This is a genomic window from Symbiobacterium thermophilum IAM 14863 (assembly GCF_000009905.1).
In the GTDB taxonomy this organism is placed as follows: Bacteria; Bacillota; Sulfobacillia; order Symbiobacteriales; family Symbiobacteriaceae; genus Symbiobacterium; species Symbiobacterium thermophilum.
Genome location: NC_006177.1, coordinates 1703164 through 1718676, shown reverse-complemented (window position 1 = coordinate 1718676; position 15513 = coordinate 1703164). Strand labels below are relative to the sequence as shown.

Here is a 15513-nt window from a genome sequence, read left to right as displayed (position 1 = left end):
GAGCGTGAACCCTCCCCGACGCGGAGGCGGTGCGCACCCCCTGCGCACCGCCTCCGCTTCTTGCCGCTTCCGGCTACACCGGCGTCACCGGGCGCTTCTTCGCCGGCCAGTTCTGCTGCCTCGTCTCGTAGAGGGCGAACCGGGCCAGCAGCTCCTCCCGGACCCGCTCGAAGGGGATGATCCCGTCGACGATCAGCTCCGACGCGAGCCGGTAGATGTCGATGTCCTTCTGGTACTCCTCCCGGAGCCGTGCCACGTACGCCGGCCGCTCCTCCGGCGGCAGCTCCGCGATCTTGTTCGCGTAGACGGCGTTGACCGCCGCCTCCGGGCCCATGACCGCGATCGAGGCGGTGGGCAGGGCCAGGGTGCAGTCCGGCTCGAACGCGGGCCCCGCCATGGCGTAGAGGCCGGCGCCGTAGGCCTTGCGCACCACCAGGCAGATCTTGGGCACCGACGCCTCGCTGACCGCGGCGATGAACTTGGCGCCGTGCCGGATGATGCCCTGCCGCTCCACCTTGGTGCCGATCATGAAGCCCGGCACGTCGGCCAGGAAGAGGAGCGGGATCTCGAAGGCGTCGCAGAGCCAGATGAACCGGGCGGCCTTGTCGGCCGAGTCCACGAAGAGCACGCCGCCCTTCACCCGGGGCTGGTTGGCCACGATCCCCACCACGCGCCCCCCGATCCGGGCCAGCCCGGTGATGAGTTCCGGGGCGAACCGCTTCTTGATCTCAAACCAGGAGCCCTCGTCGATGATCCGGTCGATGAGCTCATACATGTCGAAGGCGGCGTTCTGGTTCACCGGCACGATCTCCGCCAGCGGCCGGCCGGTTTTCGGCTCCGCCGGCGGCGCCGGGGCGGGCCGCTCGCCGGTGCGCTGCGGGAAATAGCTCAGGTAGCGGCGGGCGAGCTGGATGGCCTCCTCCTCCGTCTCGCAGAGCACGTCGCCGCAGCCGGAGACGGCGGTGTGCATCTCGGCGCCGCCCATCTCCTCCAGGGTCACCTTCTCGCCGATCACCATCTCCGCCATGCGGGGCGAACCCAGGTACATGGAGGCGTTGCCCCGGACCATGAAGACCACGTCGCAGAACGCCGGGATGTAGGCGCCGCCCGCCGCGCTGGGCCCGAAGAGCAGGCAGATCTGCGGGACGAGCCCGCTGAGCCGCACCTCGTTGTAGAAGATGCGGCCGGCGTGGCGGCGGCCGGGGAACATCTCCACCTGATCGGTGATGCGCGCCCCCGCGGAGTCCACCAGGTAGAAGATGGGGATGCGCAGCCGCTCGGCGGTCTCCTGGATCCGCAGGATCTTCTCCACCGTGCGGGCCCCCCACGAACCCGCCTTCACGGTGGAGTCGTTGGCCATGACGGCCACCGGCCGCCCGTCGATCCGCCCCAGCCCGGTGACCACGCCGTCCGCCGGCAGATCCGGGGCCTCACAGTTGGCGAACAGGCCGTCCTCCACCAAGGAGCCATCGTCCAGCAGAAGCCGAATCCGCTCCCGGGCGAAAAGCTTCCCCTTCGCCCGCGCCTGCTCGTGGTACTTGGGCGCGCCTCCCTGCTTGATGCGCGCCTCCCGCGCCTTCAGCTCAGCATCCAGGCTCATCGCCCTCTCCCCCCTCTGCCGATTCTCCTCTCCCCAGCGGAACGCTGCCCGGCCGAAGCCCTGCCAACCCCCTGTGTCGCGCCCGGCCTCATCGCCGCCGCCGAGCGGGCGCAGCGCCCCAGCTCATCCGAGACCCGGGTGCAGAGCCCGGACGAAGTTAACCCTGAACGTGGGTCCAGCGCCTGGGCGAGGTCAACCCGGAATGTGGGTGCTAGCGCCTGGACGAAGCCACCCCGGAATGCGGGTGCTGGCGACCGGACGAAGCCAACCCGGAATGCGGGTGCTAGCGCCTGGGCGAAGCCAACCCGGAATGTGGGTGCTAGCGCCTGGGCGAAGCCAACCCGGAATGCGGGTGCTAGCGCCTGGACGAAGCCAACCCGGAATGTGGGTGCTAGCGCCTGGGCGAAGTCAACCCGGAACGCGGGTCCAGCGCCTGGACGAAGTCAACCCGGAACGCGGGCGCTGGCGACCGGACGAAACCAACCCGGAATGTGGGTGCTAGCGCCTGGGCGAAGTCAACCCGGAACGCGGGCGCTGGCGACCGGACGAAACCAACCCGGAATGCGGGTGCTAGCGCCTGGACGAAGCCAACCCGGAATGCGGGTACCGCGCCCCGGCGCAGCCCACCCGACATCCGGGCGCGGCACCCCCGACGAAGCCAGCCCGGAACGCGGGTGCCGCGCCGCCACGAAGCCAGCCCGGAACGCGGGTGCGGCACCCCGACGAAGCCCTCCCGAACGATCGGCTGTCCGCCCCGGCTCGGTCCTGCCCCTATGCTGACACAGCTCCTGGATGCCGGGGTATGCGGCCCCGTACGGGGCAATCTCCCCGGCACTCTACCGCAGCGCCCGCAGGGCCCGCTCGATGGCTTCGATCCCCTCCGTCTCCGCCGCCAGCGCCCGATCCAGGCAAGCCGCCACCTCTGCGCGGCGCTCCGCCAGCGGTGCCCCCGGATACGGCGCCAGCGCCGATGCCTCCGCCAGGGCGTCCGCCACGCGCCGATAGGCGCCGACCGCCCGCTGCAGCGCATCCGCCTCCGGGTACCGGCCCGCCAGGTCGGCCAGGTAGGCGGCAGCGTCGCTGCGGGCCGCGTGCAGCACCGCCAGGTTGTAGCTGTGGCCACGCCCCGGCTCCGGCCCGTGCAGCGGCATGCCGGTGGCCGCCAGGGTCGTGCGCCAGAACTGGTAGGCCTGGCGGCCGTGCTGCAGCCACATGTCCCGGGACGCCGGGGCCCAGAAGTGGTCCACGGCAAAGCGGAGCGAGGCCACCTCGGCGGCCCGCCGGTCGAAGTCGGGGGTCAGGTCCAGCAGCGCGATGACCTCCGCCCGGGTAAAGGCCGCGTGGTCAGCCGGCGGCCAGGAGGCCACCTCCATCCACTGCGGCTCCGTCGGGGCCCCGGGCGTCAGGCAGGCCCACCGGTCGCCCTCCACGCCCACCACCAGGCCGTACTCCTCGCAACCGAGCAGGTCGTACACGATCGCCGGCCGCCCCCGCTGCACGGCCTGCACCACCCGCTCGATGACCTCGGCCCGCACGTCTGCGTAGCCGGGGTCGCGGGGGCGAGCGGCGACCCGCTTGAACCAGACGCCCAGCCGCTCCCAGAGCGGGAAGACCTCGTGAAAGTTGAGTTCGTGGGGCGCGGAGGGCGAGATCACCAGGTCCAGCGTGAGCCGGAAGGCGTGGCCGGTGACGCCCGCCAGGTACCAGGGCTCCAGCCTGCGCCCGGCGTGGGCCAGGAGGCCGCCCAGCGCGCCCACCAGAGTGATTCGGTGCTCCATCAAGGCGACGTCGGTCAGCAACACGGTGCTCCCTCCGCTTCTGCATGTACTGCACCATCTCGTTGCGTCGATCGGCGGGGGCGCCCGCACAGCCTGGGGCGCACACCCTTTTCGGTCCGGGCCGGGAACGAACCGTCCCCTGGCGGACTGACCGCACTCGGGGTATGACCGGCCACGCCCAGGGGACGGCCGGCCGCGCCCCTGGCCGCCGGCTACTCGCCGCGGAACTCCGGCGGCCGCCGCTCGGCAAAGGCGCGCAGCCCCTCCAGCCGGTCCCGGGTCGGCACGATGGACCGATACGCCTCCCACTCGGCGGCCAGCGCTCCGGCGAGGCCAGGGCCGGCATCAATGGCCCGCTTCGCGGCCCGCACCGCCAGCGGCGCCTGCCGGGCAATCTCTTCCGCGAGGGCCCGGGCGGCGTCCAGCAGCTCCTCCCGCCCGACTACCCGGTTCACCAGCCCCAGGGCGAGCGCCTCCCCGGCGGCGAGGCGGCGGGCGGTGAAGATCAGCTCCTTGGCCCTCGCCGGACCGATCAGCGCGGGCAGCCGCGCACAGCCGCCGGCCCCGGGGATGATGCCCCACCCGACCTCGGTGAGGCCCATCTGGGCGTCCTCTGCGGCGATCCGGATATCGCAGGCCAGGGCCAGCTCGAACCCGCCGCCGAAGGCCATGCCGTGGATGGCGGCGATCACCGGCATGGGCAGCTGGGCGACGCTGTTCACCGCCGACCGCAGCGCATGCACCGTGTCCAGCACCGCGGGCTCGTCCATCCCCTGCCGCTCCTTCAGGTCCGCGCCGCTGCAGAAGGATTTGGAGACGCCGCCGTGCACGACCACCGCCCGCACCGACCGGTCGACCGCGAGCTGGTGGGCCGCCTCCTGCAGATCCCGGACCACCTGGCGCGACAGCGCGTTGTGCCGGTCGGGGTTGTTCAGGGCGAGCCAGGCGACATGGCCCTCACGGGTCAGGATGACCTTCTCCATCCGAACGACTCCTCCCCATCACCGCAGGATTCCCCCCTGGTCTGCCGCCCGTCCCGTGGCGGCGCTCCCCGGTAGCGGAGCCGCAGCTCGGTGCGGGCCAGGCCATCCATCCCCGATCGTCCACGCAGGGAGACCTCCCGTGTCGGCGACGTCCCACCGGCACCCCCTGCCGCCCCGCCTCCCCATGGCGCCGCCGGGCGTTCAGAAGGCCGGCCCGATCAGCCCGAAGCCGCGGAAGGCCCGCAGCGCGCCCAGCGTGGCGTCCACCCGGCCGCCGTCCTCCGCCGGCCAGCCGCCGTCGGGCTGCTGCAGGCCGGCCAGCCGGTCCAGGAGACCGACCGCCAGGCCCAGGTGGCGCGCCGCCAGCCCCAGGTCGACGAAGGTGGTGAGCCACAGGGCCAGCTCCCGGGGAGACAGCGCGCGATCCCGCAGGGACGCGTACGCCGCGTCCGCCAGGGCATCCCCCGGACCGCCCCCCGGCGGCCGGCTCCAGATCGCCGCCGCCAGGATGAGCGTCTCCGTGTCCGCCTGGTCGGTCCCGTCCTCCAGCGCGCCCCGCAGCCACCGGGCGCCGCGGGCGATGGGGTCCGGGTGGTCGGGCTCCGCCACCAGGAGGGTGTAGACGGCCCGGGCGGTCATGTACGCCTGCGCCGCCGCCCCGGTCGTCCCCGGGTCGATCCAGGACCCGTCCACCTGCTGGGACCGGCGCACGAATGAGACGGCCCGCCCGGCCATCGGCGCGCCGGCCAGGGGCGGGATGTCCCGCAGCCACTGAATCAGGGTGCAGGTGGCGACCACCGACGAAGCCCCGGGGGCATCCACCGGGAACCCGCCGTCCGGGTTCTGCCGTTCTTCCAGGGTCCTGACCACCGACCTGTCGGGCTGGTCCCGGCCCAGGATCCCCTCCAGGCGCGTGACGTCCACTGCGGAACCGTGCGCCATGACGAAGGCCTTCGCCCGCGCCACGTCGATCTGCGGAAGTGCCACGAAGAATTACTCCTCTACCGTGATCTCCATGCGCAGCAGGGCGGCGGCAAAGGTCTTGCCCAGGTTGTCGCTGCGCAGCGACCGCGGGGCGCCACCGCCCAGGGCGCCGTGTACCACGAATTTCAACGCCTGGACGTTGGGCACCTCCCACCGCTCCACCGGCCCGGTGGCGACGGGGCTGAAGTACTCGGCGACCCGCTCCTTCGTCACGTGTTTGCGGATGATCTCCCACGCCGCGTCGTCGTTGGCGAAGAGCGAGATGTCCGAGGCGTCGCCCTTGTCGCCCGAGCGGGCGTGGCAGATGTCGATCAGCCGGATCCGCCTGGCCACCGGTCACACCTCCTCGACCTCGATCTTCACGTAGGGTTCGATCAGCTCCCGGGGGATGAGCGTCGACCAGAGCCCCATCAGCTCCCGGGGCTGGGGCGTGCCTGCCACCGCCGAGGCGGTGGGCGGTCCGGAGAGGAGCAGCGGCGGAAACTCCCGGGCCAGGATCTCGCAGTCCTTCTTGTTCCGGGTGCGGATGGCAATGCGCAGCCGGACCTCGTTGATCTGGTCCTCATCCACCGGCTCGGGGGCCAGGGCGCCCCAGAGCGAGTTGATGCCGATGTACTCCTCGTGGATCTCTTCGGGCTTTACCCCCTGCATCTCCAGCCGCGCCCGGATGATCTGCGCCGCCCGCTTCGCCTTGCTGTACGCCTTGGGCCAGCTGAACGAGATGTAGCCTTCCCCCATCCAGCCGTCGGCGTACCCCAGCAGCGCCTTCAGGGTGGGCGGCGCGGGACGGCCTTTCGTGCCGCTCACCCGCACGCGGTTCTCGCCGACCTGCTCCAGCCGGGTGGTGGTCAGGTCGCAGACCACGTCCGGGGTGACGTAGCTGGTGGGATCGTGGATCTCGTACAGGAACTGCTCCTTCACGCTCTTCAGGTCCACCCGGCCGCCGGTGCCCGGGGCTTTGGTGAGGATGAACGTGCCGTCCTCGCTGACCTCGGCGATGGGAAACCCGATGCGGTGCAGGTCCGGGATGTCCTCCCACCCCACCTGGTAGTTGCCGCCGGTGACCTGGCCGGAGCACTCCATCAGGTGGCCGAGCACGATCCCCTGGGCCAGCCGGTCCCAGTCGTCCGGAGCCCACCCGAACTCGTGGATCAGGGGACCCAGGAACTGCGCCGTGTCGGTGGTGCGGCCTGTGATGACCACGTCCGCCCCGGTGGCCAGGGCGTCGGCGACCACCCGGGCCCCCAGGTAGACCGAGGCGAAGAGCACCCGGTCCCGCACGTCGCCCAGCGCCTGTCCCGTCTCCTTGTCGGCGAAGGTAACCCCCCGGGCCTCCAGCTCATCCAGCCGGTCGTAGATGTCGTCACCGGTGACGCACGCAATCCTCACCGAGAGCCCCAGCTCCCGGGCGACCTCGGCCACCGCGCGGGCGGCGCCCCGCGGGTTGATGCCGCCGGCGTTGGTGATCAGCCGGATGCCCTTCTCCTTCGCGATGGGCAGCAGGTTGCGCATCATCGGGACCACGTCCCGGGTGTACCCGCCTGTCGGATCCTTGCGCCGGCCCTTCTCCAGGATGGCCAGCGTCAGCTCGGCCAGTGTGTCGAAGCTGATGTACTTCACGTCGCCGTACCGGGCCACGTCCAGCACCGGCAGGAGCGAGTCCCCGTAAAACCCCTGCCCGGCGCCGATGCGAACGGTGCGCACGCTATCTCCCCCCCTGTGCCTTGCGCCTGATCCGGTCCTTCCTCCGCGGTGCCAGACGGGCCCTGGCCAGCCGCTCCAGCAGGGTATCGGGATCGGGCCGGACGGGTTCGCGCCGCCTCCCCTCCACCCGCCCCAGCAGTTGCTCCAGCAGGGCGGAGGTGTGCATCCGCACGCCGAGCAGGAGGCCGAAACCCGGGGCCACGTTAAGCGGCTGCGGCACCGCGATCAGCACGATCCCGATCACTCCGCCCACGACCAACCAGATCACAAGGGGCCCAACCCTCCCCACGGCTCTGCCCGGGCCTGCCGGAACGCGGGTGCGCGGCAACCAGCCGGAGCCCCTTGCGAAGACCCTTCCGACAGGGACCACCGCCGTCAGCCCAGTTCCACCACCACGTCGCCCTCGTTGACGAAGTCACCTTCGCCCACCTTCACCGCCGTCACGGTGCCGCCCACCTCGGCGGTGATGGGGATCTCCATCTTCATCGACTCCAGGATGACCACGTCCTGGCCGGGGACCACCGCATCCCCCGGCTTGACCAGCACCTTCCAGACCGTCCCCGCCATGCTTGCCCTGATCATTGCAATTCCTCCTTGTCGTGGGATTCCTCCGCGCACCGGTCCATCCGGGCTCGAATGCGGGCCCGCTCCGCCGCGTAGGCACGGCTCAGCACCCCAGCTGCCGGGCGATGACCAGCCGCTGAATCTCGCTGGTGCCCTCGCCGATCTCGGTGAGCTTCGCATCCCGCCAGAAGCGGGAAACCGGCAGATCCTCCATGTAACCGGCCCCGCCGTGGATCTGGATCGCCTGGTTGGCCGCCCGGACCGCCGTCTCCGAGGCGAAGAGCTTTGCCATCGCCGCCTCCCGGGTGAACGGACGGCCCTGGTCCTTCAGCCAGGCCGCTTTCAGCACCATGTTCCGGGCCAGCTCGATCTCCATCGCCATGTCGGCCAGCTTGAACTGGATCGCCTGGAACTTGGAGATGGACTGGCCGAACTGGACCCGCTGCTTGGCGTACGCCAGGGCCGCATCCAGGGCCCCCTGGGCGATGCCCACCGCCATGGCGCCGATCGAGATCCGGCCGCCGTCCAGCGTCGCCATGAACTGGCGGAACCCCTCGCCCTCCCGGCCCAGCAAGGCATCGGCCGGAAGCCTCACGTTGTCGAAGAACAGCGGCCGGGTATCGGACGACCGCAGCCCCATCTTCTCGTAGGCCGGTCCGATGGTGAAGCCCGGGGTCGGGTTGGGCACGATGAAGGCGCTGATGCCCCGATGCCCCTGGCCCGGCCGGGTGACCGCGGTACAGACGATGTAGCCGCAGTAGTTGGCGTTGGTGATGAAGACCTTCGAGCCGTTCAGCACCCACCCGTCGCCGTCCCGGACCGCCGTGGTCTTGGTGGCGGCAGCGTCGGACCCCGCACCGGGCTCCGTCAGCCCGAAGGACGCCAGGTACTCGCCCCGCGCCGCCCCCGGCAGCCAGCGCCGTTTCTGTTCTTCCGTCCCGAAGGAGTACACGGGCCCCATGCCGATGGAGCAGTGCGCGGCCAGGGTGATCCCCAGCGAACCGTCCACTCGGCTGATCTCCTCGACCGCCAGGACGTAGGACACCGTGTCTCCGCCGGTGCCCCCGTACTTCTCGGGGAAGGGGATCCCCATCAGCCCCAGCTCACCCATCTTGCGCACCAGTTCCACCGGGAACCGCCCGGTCTTGTCCCGTTCGGCCGCACCGGGGGCGACCTCGCCCTCGGCAAACTCGCGGGCCAGTCTGCGGATCATCTCCTGCTCCGGGCTCAGGTCGAAGTTCAGGCTCATCCCTCCGCCCCTTCCTTCCCCACGCGCTGCACGCGACAGAACCGTCCCCTTTGTGTGTACTGTGCGCTTATTCGCATTCCACACAACAGATTCCTGCCGCGTGTGACAAAATATGAACCATCGGCTGAAAAACGTCACATCACATGACCGGGAGCCGGTCCGCATAAGGTCATCTGGAAGTGAGTGAACGGGAGGGAATCGCCATGGCAATCACTCCGGCATCCGGCCTGGCGGTCGCCAGGTTGACCGAACTCCGACCGGCCCGGTCCCACCGCCATCAGGACGGCAAGGCTATGGAAGGGTTTTGCCTGGTGACCGGCGATGCAAACTTCAGCCGGGTCACGCTGTTCGTGGAGAACGGCCGCACCCTGACCGACCGCTCCGGCCAAGGGGGCTTCTACTATGAAGGCTGGCTCGTGGGCCCCGCCGGCGTGGTGAGCCTGGGGGCGTTCAACGTGGGCCCGGACGGCAGGGGCAGCGCCACCCGCGTCGTCGCCGCGTCGCACCTCCGGCCCGGGCGGGCGGAACTGGTACGGGTGACCGTGGAGCCCTTCGGCGGCACGGCCGACGGGGGCATCGCCGTTCTGGAGGGAAGGCTCATCTGGCTGGACGCAGCCGCCGAGCCGCGGCCTGTGACGGGCATGGCGACGACGGTTTCGCAGCAGCCCACCGCGGGAGCGGCGACCGCGGTTGCGCAGCAACCGGCCACGGGAGCGCCGACCATAGTTGCGCAGCAACCGACGGCTGGAATGGCGACCCCGTGGGCGCAGCCTGCGGCGGGGCCATCGGCGGCGACCGGGCGGGGGCCTGTGGCTCCGGCCTGGTCGTCAGGGTCGACCGCCGGCAGCTCTTCCGCCTCCGGCACCGGTCAGCCCGGCCGCACGGCCGGCCCCTTCATCTCGGATCAGCCGGCCGGTACGACCGCCTCCGCCGTAGCCGATGAGCCCGCGGGCACGCACGTCTCCGTCGTGGCCGATCCGCCCGCCGGCACGACTGCCTCCGCTGACGTCGTTCCATCCCCCGGCACCACCACTCTCACCGATCAGCCCGACGGCACATCCGTCGGAAACGCACCCGGTCTGCCCGCCACCGAATCGGTTCCGGCCCGGGCAGAGCCCTTCGCGGCGGAAGGTGAAAGCGGTCTGCGGGGTTCCCCTGGCGACCCCGACACGTGGGAAACCGCTCCCATCGTCGCGGACAGCGGCTCCGCTCCTGCCCAGTCGGCCGCGGGCGCTGTCGCAGACGTCCCGGCGCAGGAGGGCGTACACGCTTCAGGAGACCAGACGCACTCGACCGGCGCAACCGGCACGACGGACCAGGACCAGGCGCCCGCTGACGCCTCCGCTCAGGAGGAGGCCACGTCCCAGTCGCAACCGGCACCCCGGTACGTCAATCCCCTGGCCGTGCAGGTCCAGCTCGTGCAGCGCCATCCGATGACCCCGCGCGCCACGGGCACGGCGACCCTCAACCTGCGCCGCGGCCACCTGACCCTTTCGCTGCGCGGCCTGCCCAGCCCGACGGCGCTCGGGCGAGACGGCAAGAGCGGACGCCCCTTCAATGCCTACCGCGTCTGGCTGGTCAACCAGAAGACCCAGATGCGCACCCCGGCAGGGTACTGCGAGCGCGTCTGGGGTGAGAACTTCCGCTTCGAGGCCGACGGCCTGCCGCTCAACCGCAGCGATACCATCCTGATCACCGCGGAGGACCGCTCCGTCGCCACCTCCACCGGCCATCCCGCGCCGCAGGTCCTCATCGGCACCTACGACCCGAGACTCTAAGTCTGAACTGTCAATGCCAGCGACTACCCGCAGGGGAATGAGCATTCTGCCTTGAATCACCCCTCGGGGTGATTTGATGAGACGCTACCTGCCCATCGTCCTGATCGTGCTGCTGCTGGCCGGATGCGGGACCCGAACCGCGACTCCCACGGAGCCGACGACACCGGAGACACCCGGTCAAAGCACGGAAAAGCCCCCGGTCTCCGAGTCCGTGCACGTGCCCGAACCCGAGCCGGAGCCGGTGGAACCGACGCTGACGACGGATCCGGTCTACCTGCTGGCGCCCTCCGCTGCCACGCTCTGGGGCGGGCCGGTCTCCGTCGTGGTGGAGAACTCGCCCGGCGCCCGCCCGCAGGCCGGGGTGAACCAGGCGGACCTCGTGGTGGAGACGTTGACCGAGGCCGAGATCACCCGCTTCTTCACGCTCTTCTGGACCAAGCCCGCCGACAAAATCGGGCCGGTGCGCAGCGCCCGCCAGGGGTTCGTCGACATGGCTGACGCCTACAACACCCCCTTCGCCCACTCCGGCGGCAGCGCCGAGGCCCTGGCCATGCTCCGGGCGGCGTGGGGGCCGCGCAACCTCGACGAGATCTACACCGCCGGGGGTTACTTCTACCGCACCGGGGACCGTGAGCCGCCGCACAACCTCTACACCAGCACCGATCTGCTGGGGCAGGCGATCGTCGACCGCGGCATCGACATGACCTCCGTCCCGACCACGGCGCGGTCCGCCGCGGTACCCACGGTCGGTGATCACACGGCCGTGGACGTCTTCTGGCACCGGCTCAACGAGGCCCGCTGGGTCTGGGAGGACGGGCGCTACGTGCGCTACACCGACGGCGTCCTGCACACCGACGAGGAAGGCCGGCCCATCACGGCGGTCAACCTGCTCTTCCTGGGGGTGGGCGGCGTCAACCGTGGGGTCGACCTCGGCTGGACCCTCTACCTGTGGGACGGGGGCCCGGCGACCGTGCTGGTGGCGGGCCACCGGTACGAGGGCACGTGGCGGCTGGAGCCCGGCGGATTCGTCCTCTACCCGCCGGAAGGCGGCCAGCTGCCCCCTCCTGGCGCCCGGGCTCACCTGGGTGCACCTGATCACCGACGAGTCTGACTTCACCATCCAGTAGCCGCCATCGTCCCGCCCCGCCGGCGTATACTGCTGTGACGCGACCTGGCGGACGGAGGGATGGAGCGCATGCCGAGACTCAGACCGTTCCGGCCGGAGGACCTGACGGCCATCCTGGAGAGGGTCGTCAGCGACCTGCCCGGCACCATCGGCGTCTACGTGACCGACCTGGCGACGGGCCGCTCGGCCGGCCTCAACCCGATGGCGGAGTTCTACGCTGCGAGCACCATCAAGGTGCCCATCGCCATGGCCGTCCTCTGGCTGGCTGACCGGCGGCGGATCAGCCTGGACCAGACCATCGCCTACCAGCCCGAGGACTACCAGGCGGGGACCGGCATCCTGCAGGCCACGATCCAGCCCGGAGACGAGGTCTCCGTCCGACGGCTGCTGGAGCTCACGATCACGGTCTCGGACAACATCGCCCGCAACATGCTGGAGCGGTTCATCGGCAGCGGGACCATCCGCAATTACATGCTGTCCCTGGGCGTGGCCCCGGCGTACGACCCGCTGGAGACCCCGGTCACCCCCTACGGCATGAATCAGGTGCTGATCGCCCTGGACTCCGGCCGGTCCGGCCTCTCGCCGGCGTCGACCCGCATGCTGCTCCGGTGGATGGAAGAGGCGGTCTTCCGCAGGCGCATCCCGCGATATCTTCCGGAATCGGCGGTGGTGGCCACCAAGATCGGCAGCCGGGACGACGAGTTCCACGACGTCGGACTGGTCTATGCCCCGGACCGCTCTTTCGCCATCTCGGTGTTCACCAAGGGGATGACGGAGGCGCAGGCCGAGGAAGCCATCGCCCGCATCGCCGAGGCCGTGTACTGGTACATGGACTCGCTCACCCGACCGGGATAATCAGCCTTCTCCCACCTGTTGTGTGATCCTGGCAACCCGAATTTGTGCGCCGCCCTCCCCCGGCCCGCAACCGGGGGAGGGCGGATCTTGTTGGCGCCTACGCTGACCCGGTCCTGGACTCCACAACATCCCGCAGTCTGGGAGAGCCGGTGGTCCGTGCGCTACGGACCAACCGCCCACGGTTTGAGAGCGCCGCAAAGCTAGGCACCACGCCGGCTGCGCCACGCAGCCCCTCGCCCACGCGCCTCCCGCCAGTCTCAGCCCGTGGGCAGAACCTCCGCCCCACCCCGCGCCCCCCGCGCGGGCCCGGGCGTTCCTACCCTTCCCGTGCAGTCCAAACTTTGCAATCCTGAAGCGCCCACGGTTTGAGAGCGCCGCAAAGCTAGGCACCACGCCGGCTGCGCCACGCGTCCCCTCTCCCGTGCAGCTCCTGGCAAGTCTCATTCCGTGGGCAGAACCTCCGTCCCACCCCGCGGCCCCGGTGCGGGCCCTGGCATCGCTATCCCTCCCGTGCAGTCCAAACTTTGCAATCCTGAACCGCCCACGGTTTGAGAGCGCCGCAAAGCTAGGCACCACGCCGGCTGCACCACGCAGCCCCTCGCCCATGCACCTCCGGCCGAGTCTCAGCCCGTGGGCAGAACCTCCGCCCCACCCCGGACCACCACGAGTGAGGACAGGTGGACCCACGCACCGGCGTCGCTCCAGGCACCCACAACGCCGCAGGGCCGGCGATCATACCGCCAGCCCTGCCAACATCACGCCGATGGTACGGCTCCAGATCGGCCAGAACTGGCTCATCGGCAGCGGGTTCACCCCGCGCCCCACCTCAAGGGTGAAGCCTGGGCGCCGCCAGTCCTGGATGAACCAGTCCTTGTACCCGGCCCAGCTCTGCAGGTAGCGGACGGGCCGGTAGCCCGAGATGTCCACGAACAGCTTGGTGATCTGCTCCGACTCCGGTGGCTCCAGCCCCTCGTAGCCCCAGTAGATCTCCTCGCCCTGGCTGTGCCAGGCGATCACCAGCCGGAAATCGTGGGCGCGCGTGAACTCGGCCAGGGCGATGGCCTCGGGCTCGGTCAACGGGCCCGTGCCCGAGTAGTTTCGAGGCGCAGGGCTCCGCGGTCCCCGGGCCGCCTCCCTCTCCCAGTCGGCCGGGAACTGGTTGTTGAGGTCAACCCCCCGGGCGTTGGCCGCCCAGGTGCGGAAGTTGGTGGACCCGCCGTTGGCCTGCAGAAGCAGGTCATAGTAGGGATTGTCCCGGCTGACCCCCTCCTGGGAGATCTCCACGCCGTCCGGGTTCACCATGGGGACCACAAAGAGCGAGGTCTGCTCCCACAGTGCGGGCACGTCAAAGTTCCCGATGCGCTCGCCTCGCTCCCGGGCCCTGGCGTATACCTCGATGAACTTCATCATCAGCACAGCGGTGATCCACTCCTCCCCGTGGATCGCCGCGTTGTAGTGGACTTCCTTGGGCCCTGTGCCGAGTCGCACGACGGGGATGTCCCGGCCCAGCACGCTGCGGCCGATCGAACGGACTTCTATGAAGGGATAGCGCTGCTGCAACCGCGCCAGGTCGGCCATCATCTCGTCGTACCCATAGTCCTCCCTGGGCACGACGATGGTCTCGCCGTCGGACGCCGCCGGAATGGTGAGCGGCTGCCCGATGCGCAGCTGGTACGGGTTGACCCCGGGGTTCGCCTGCAGCAACGCCGCCACCGTGGTGCCGTAAGCCTGGGCGATCTGCCAGAGGGTGTCGCCCGGCTGGACGATGTACTGAAGCGGAGGCCGTGCGGGGATGTACAGAACCATCCCCGGCCGGATGACATTCGGATCCTCGACCTGGGGGTTCGCGGCCGCCAGCGCCTCGACGCTGATGCGGTAGCGCTGGGCGATGCGGTAAAAGGTATCGCCCTGCTGGACGACGTACTGGCCGGCCATCGGGACCGTCAGCCGCTGCCCGGCATAGATCAGGTTCGGGTTCTGCAGCCCCGGGTTCGCAGCGATGAGCTGCGGCAGGCTGACGCCCAGCCGGCGGGCGATGGCCCAGAGCGTGTCGCCGGGCCGGACCACGTAGGACAAGCCTGAGCCCCTCCTTTCCGGTGTCGCTTAGATACTATGCGACCGGCAGGAAGGGGGTCCCAGCGTCGCTCCGGCCCTTTGACACAACCGCCTAATAGTGCTAAATACTATGTCCATAAGAACCCGGTCGACACGGTACAGAAAGGGTGGGTCCCGTGCGGCGCCGCATCGGTATCGGGGATCTCGCTGCCACAGGCATTCTCACTGCCCTGGCCCTCATGATCCCCATCGTGTTCACCTTCCTGCGGATCACCATTCCGCCGTTCTTCACCGCCACCTTGATGTCACATGTGCCCAGCATGCTGGCGATGCTCATGGGGCCCTTTGCCGCCATCGGAGTGGGCATCGGCTCAGCGCTGGGATTCACCATTTTCGTCGGCCCGCCCATCGGCGCACGAGCCCTGTCGCACGCCCTGTTCGCCTGGGTGGGCAACATCGCCTGGAACCGGGGCATGCCCCTCTGGCTGGTGATGCTCATCGCCCTGCCCGTCCACGCCGTCGTCGAGGCGGCGGTGGTCTGGCTCCTGGGCGGAAACCTGAGCATGGCCCTGATCACCCTGGTGGGCACGGCCATCCACCATTGCGTGGACGGGGGAATCGCCCTGGGACTGGTGGCTGCCCTAGGACGGACCGGCGTCCGCTGGTTCGAGCAGCCCGCGCAATGACAGCGCAAGTCCCCGTCGGTCGCGACGGGGACTTGCTGCTGCCTCCGGGTAGCGTCTGCACCGGGGCGCACTCCACTCTCCCGCCCCAGGTACGGTCCGGCAATCGCTCCACGCCGCCGGCCTAGGGGCCGCTCCCGCGACGCGCTCCACG

Annotated in this window: 14 protein-coding genes; 4 read left to right on the top strand and 10 right to left on the bottom strand. The window is 70.2% G+C overall.

Going from position 1 to position 15513, the window contains the following annotated elements:
- Positions 1-73: 73 nt before the first annotated feature.
- From STH_RS07965 to STH_RS07925, 9 genes are all read right to left on the bottom strand, one after another.
- The gene (locus STH_RS07965) at positions 74-1600 is read right to left on the bottom strand and encodes an acyl-CoA carboxylase subunit beta (RefSeq protein ID WP_011195708.1); all 1527 of its coding nucleotides are present in this window, start codon (positions 1598-1600) and stop codon (positions 74-76) included.
- Between the two features lie 836 nt (positions 1601-2436).
- A complete protein-coding gene (locus tag STH_RS07960; protein WP_011195707.1) occupies positions 2437-3402 on the bottom strand; it encodes a hypothetical protein in 966 nt (321 codons plus the stop codon).
- 188 nt (positions 3403-3590) lie between these two features.
- Positions 3591-4361, bottom strand: coding sequence for an enoyl-CoA hydratase-related protein (locus STH_RS07955; protein ID WP_011195706.1), 771 nt, complete (start codon positions 4359-4361; stop codon positions 3591-3593).
- Positions 4362-4562: 201 nt separating this feature from the next.
- On the bottom strand, positions 4563-5348 hold the full coding sequence (locus STH_RS07950) for a prenyltransferase/squalene oxidase repeat-containing protein (RefSeq protein ID WP_011195705.1): 786 nt from the start codon (positions 5346-5348) through the stop codon (positions 4563-4565).
- A 6-nt stretch (positions 5349-5354) separates the two neighbouring features.
- Positions 5355-5678: an AtuA-related protein gene (locus STH_RS07945; RefSeq protein WP_011195704.1), complete on the bottom strand. Its 324-nt coding sequence runs from the start codon at positions 5676-5678 to the stop codon at positions 5355-5357.
- A 3-nt stretch (positions 5679-5681) separates the two neighbouring features.
- Positions 5682-7049: an acyclic terpene utilization AtuA family protein gene (locus tag STH_RS07940; RefSeq protein WP_011195703.1), complete on the bottom strand. Its 1368-nt coding sequence runs from the start codon at positions 7047-7049 to the stop codon at positions 5682-5684.
- A gap of 1 nt (position 7050) precedes the next feature.
- Entirely contained in the window at positions 7051-7317 is a 267-nt protein-coding gene (locus tag STH_RS07935) for a hypothetical protein (protein ID WP_043713791.1), read from the bottom strand.
- A 107-nt stretch (positions 7318-7424) separates the two neighbouring features.
- Complete coding sequence (locus STH_RS07930) at positions 7425-7631, bottom strand: acetyl-CoA carboxylase biotin carboxyl carrier protein subunit (RefSeq protein WP_011195701.1); 207 nt, start codon at positions 7629-7631, stop codon at positions 7425-7427.
- An 85-nt stretch (positions 7632-7716) separates the two neighbouring features.
- A complete protein-coding gene (locus STH_RS07925; protein ID WP_043715299.1) occupies positions 7717-8856 on the bottom strand; it encodes an acyl-CoA dehydrogenase in 1140 nt (379 codons plus the stop codon).
- Positions 8857-9065: 209 nt separating this feature from the next.
- Here STH_RS07925 and STH_RS17135 point away from each other — a divergent pair, with 209 nt between their 5' ends.
- From STH_RS17135 to STH_RS07905, 3 genes are all read left to right on the top strand, one after another.
- Complete coding sequence (locus STH_RS17135) at positions 9066-10640, top strand: hypothetical protein (protein ID WP_050742174.1); 1575 nt, start codon at positions 9066-9068, stop codon at positions 10638-10640.
- Between the two features lie 76 nt (positions 10641-10716).
- The gene (locus STH_RS17130) at positions 10717-11751 is read left to right on the top strand and encodes a DUF3048 domain-containing protein (protein WP_050742173.1); all 1035 of its coding nucleotides are present in this window, start codon (positions 10717-10719) and stop codon (positions 11749-11751) included.
- An 84-nt stretch (positions 11752-11835) separates the two neighbouring features.
- On the top strand, positions 11836-12621 hold the full coding sequence (locus tag STH_RS07905) for a serine hydrolase (RefSeq protein WP_011195697.1): 786 nt from the start codon (positions 11836-11838) through the stop codon (positions 12619-12621).
- A 732-nt stretch (positions 12622-13353) separates the two neighbouring features.
- Here the strand turns inward: STH_RS07905 and STH_RS07900 are convergent.
- A complete protein-coding gene (locus STH_RS07900) occupies positions 13354-14688 on the bottom strand; it encodes a LysM peptidoglycan-binding domain-containing protein (protein WP_242654605.1) in 1335 nt (444 codons plus the stop codon).
- Positions 14689-14852: 164 nt separating this feature from the next.
- Here STH_RS07900 and STH_RS07895 point away from each other — a divergent pair, with 164 nt between their 5' ends.
- A complete protein-coding gene (locus STH_RS07895; protein ID WP_050742172.1) occupies positions 14853-15362 on the top strand; it encodes a hypothetical protein in 510 nt (169 codons plus the stop codon).
- Positions 15363-15513 lie beyond the last annotated feature (151 nt).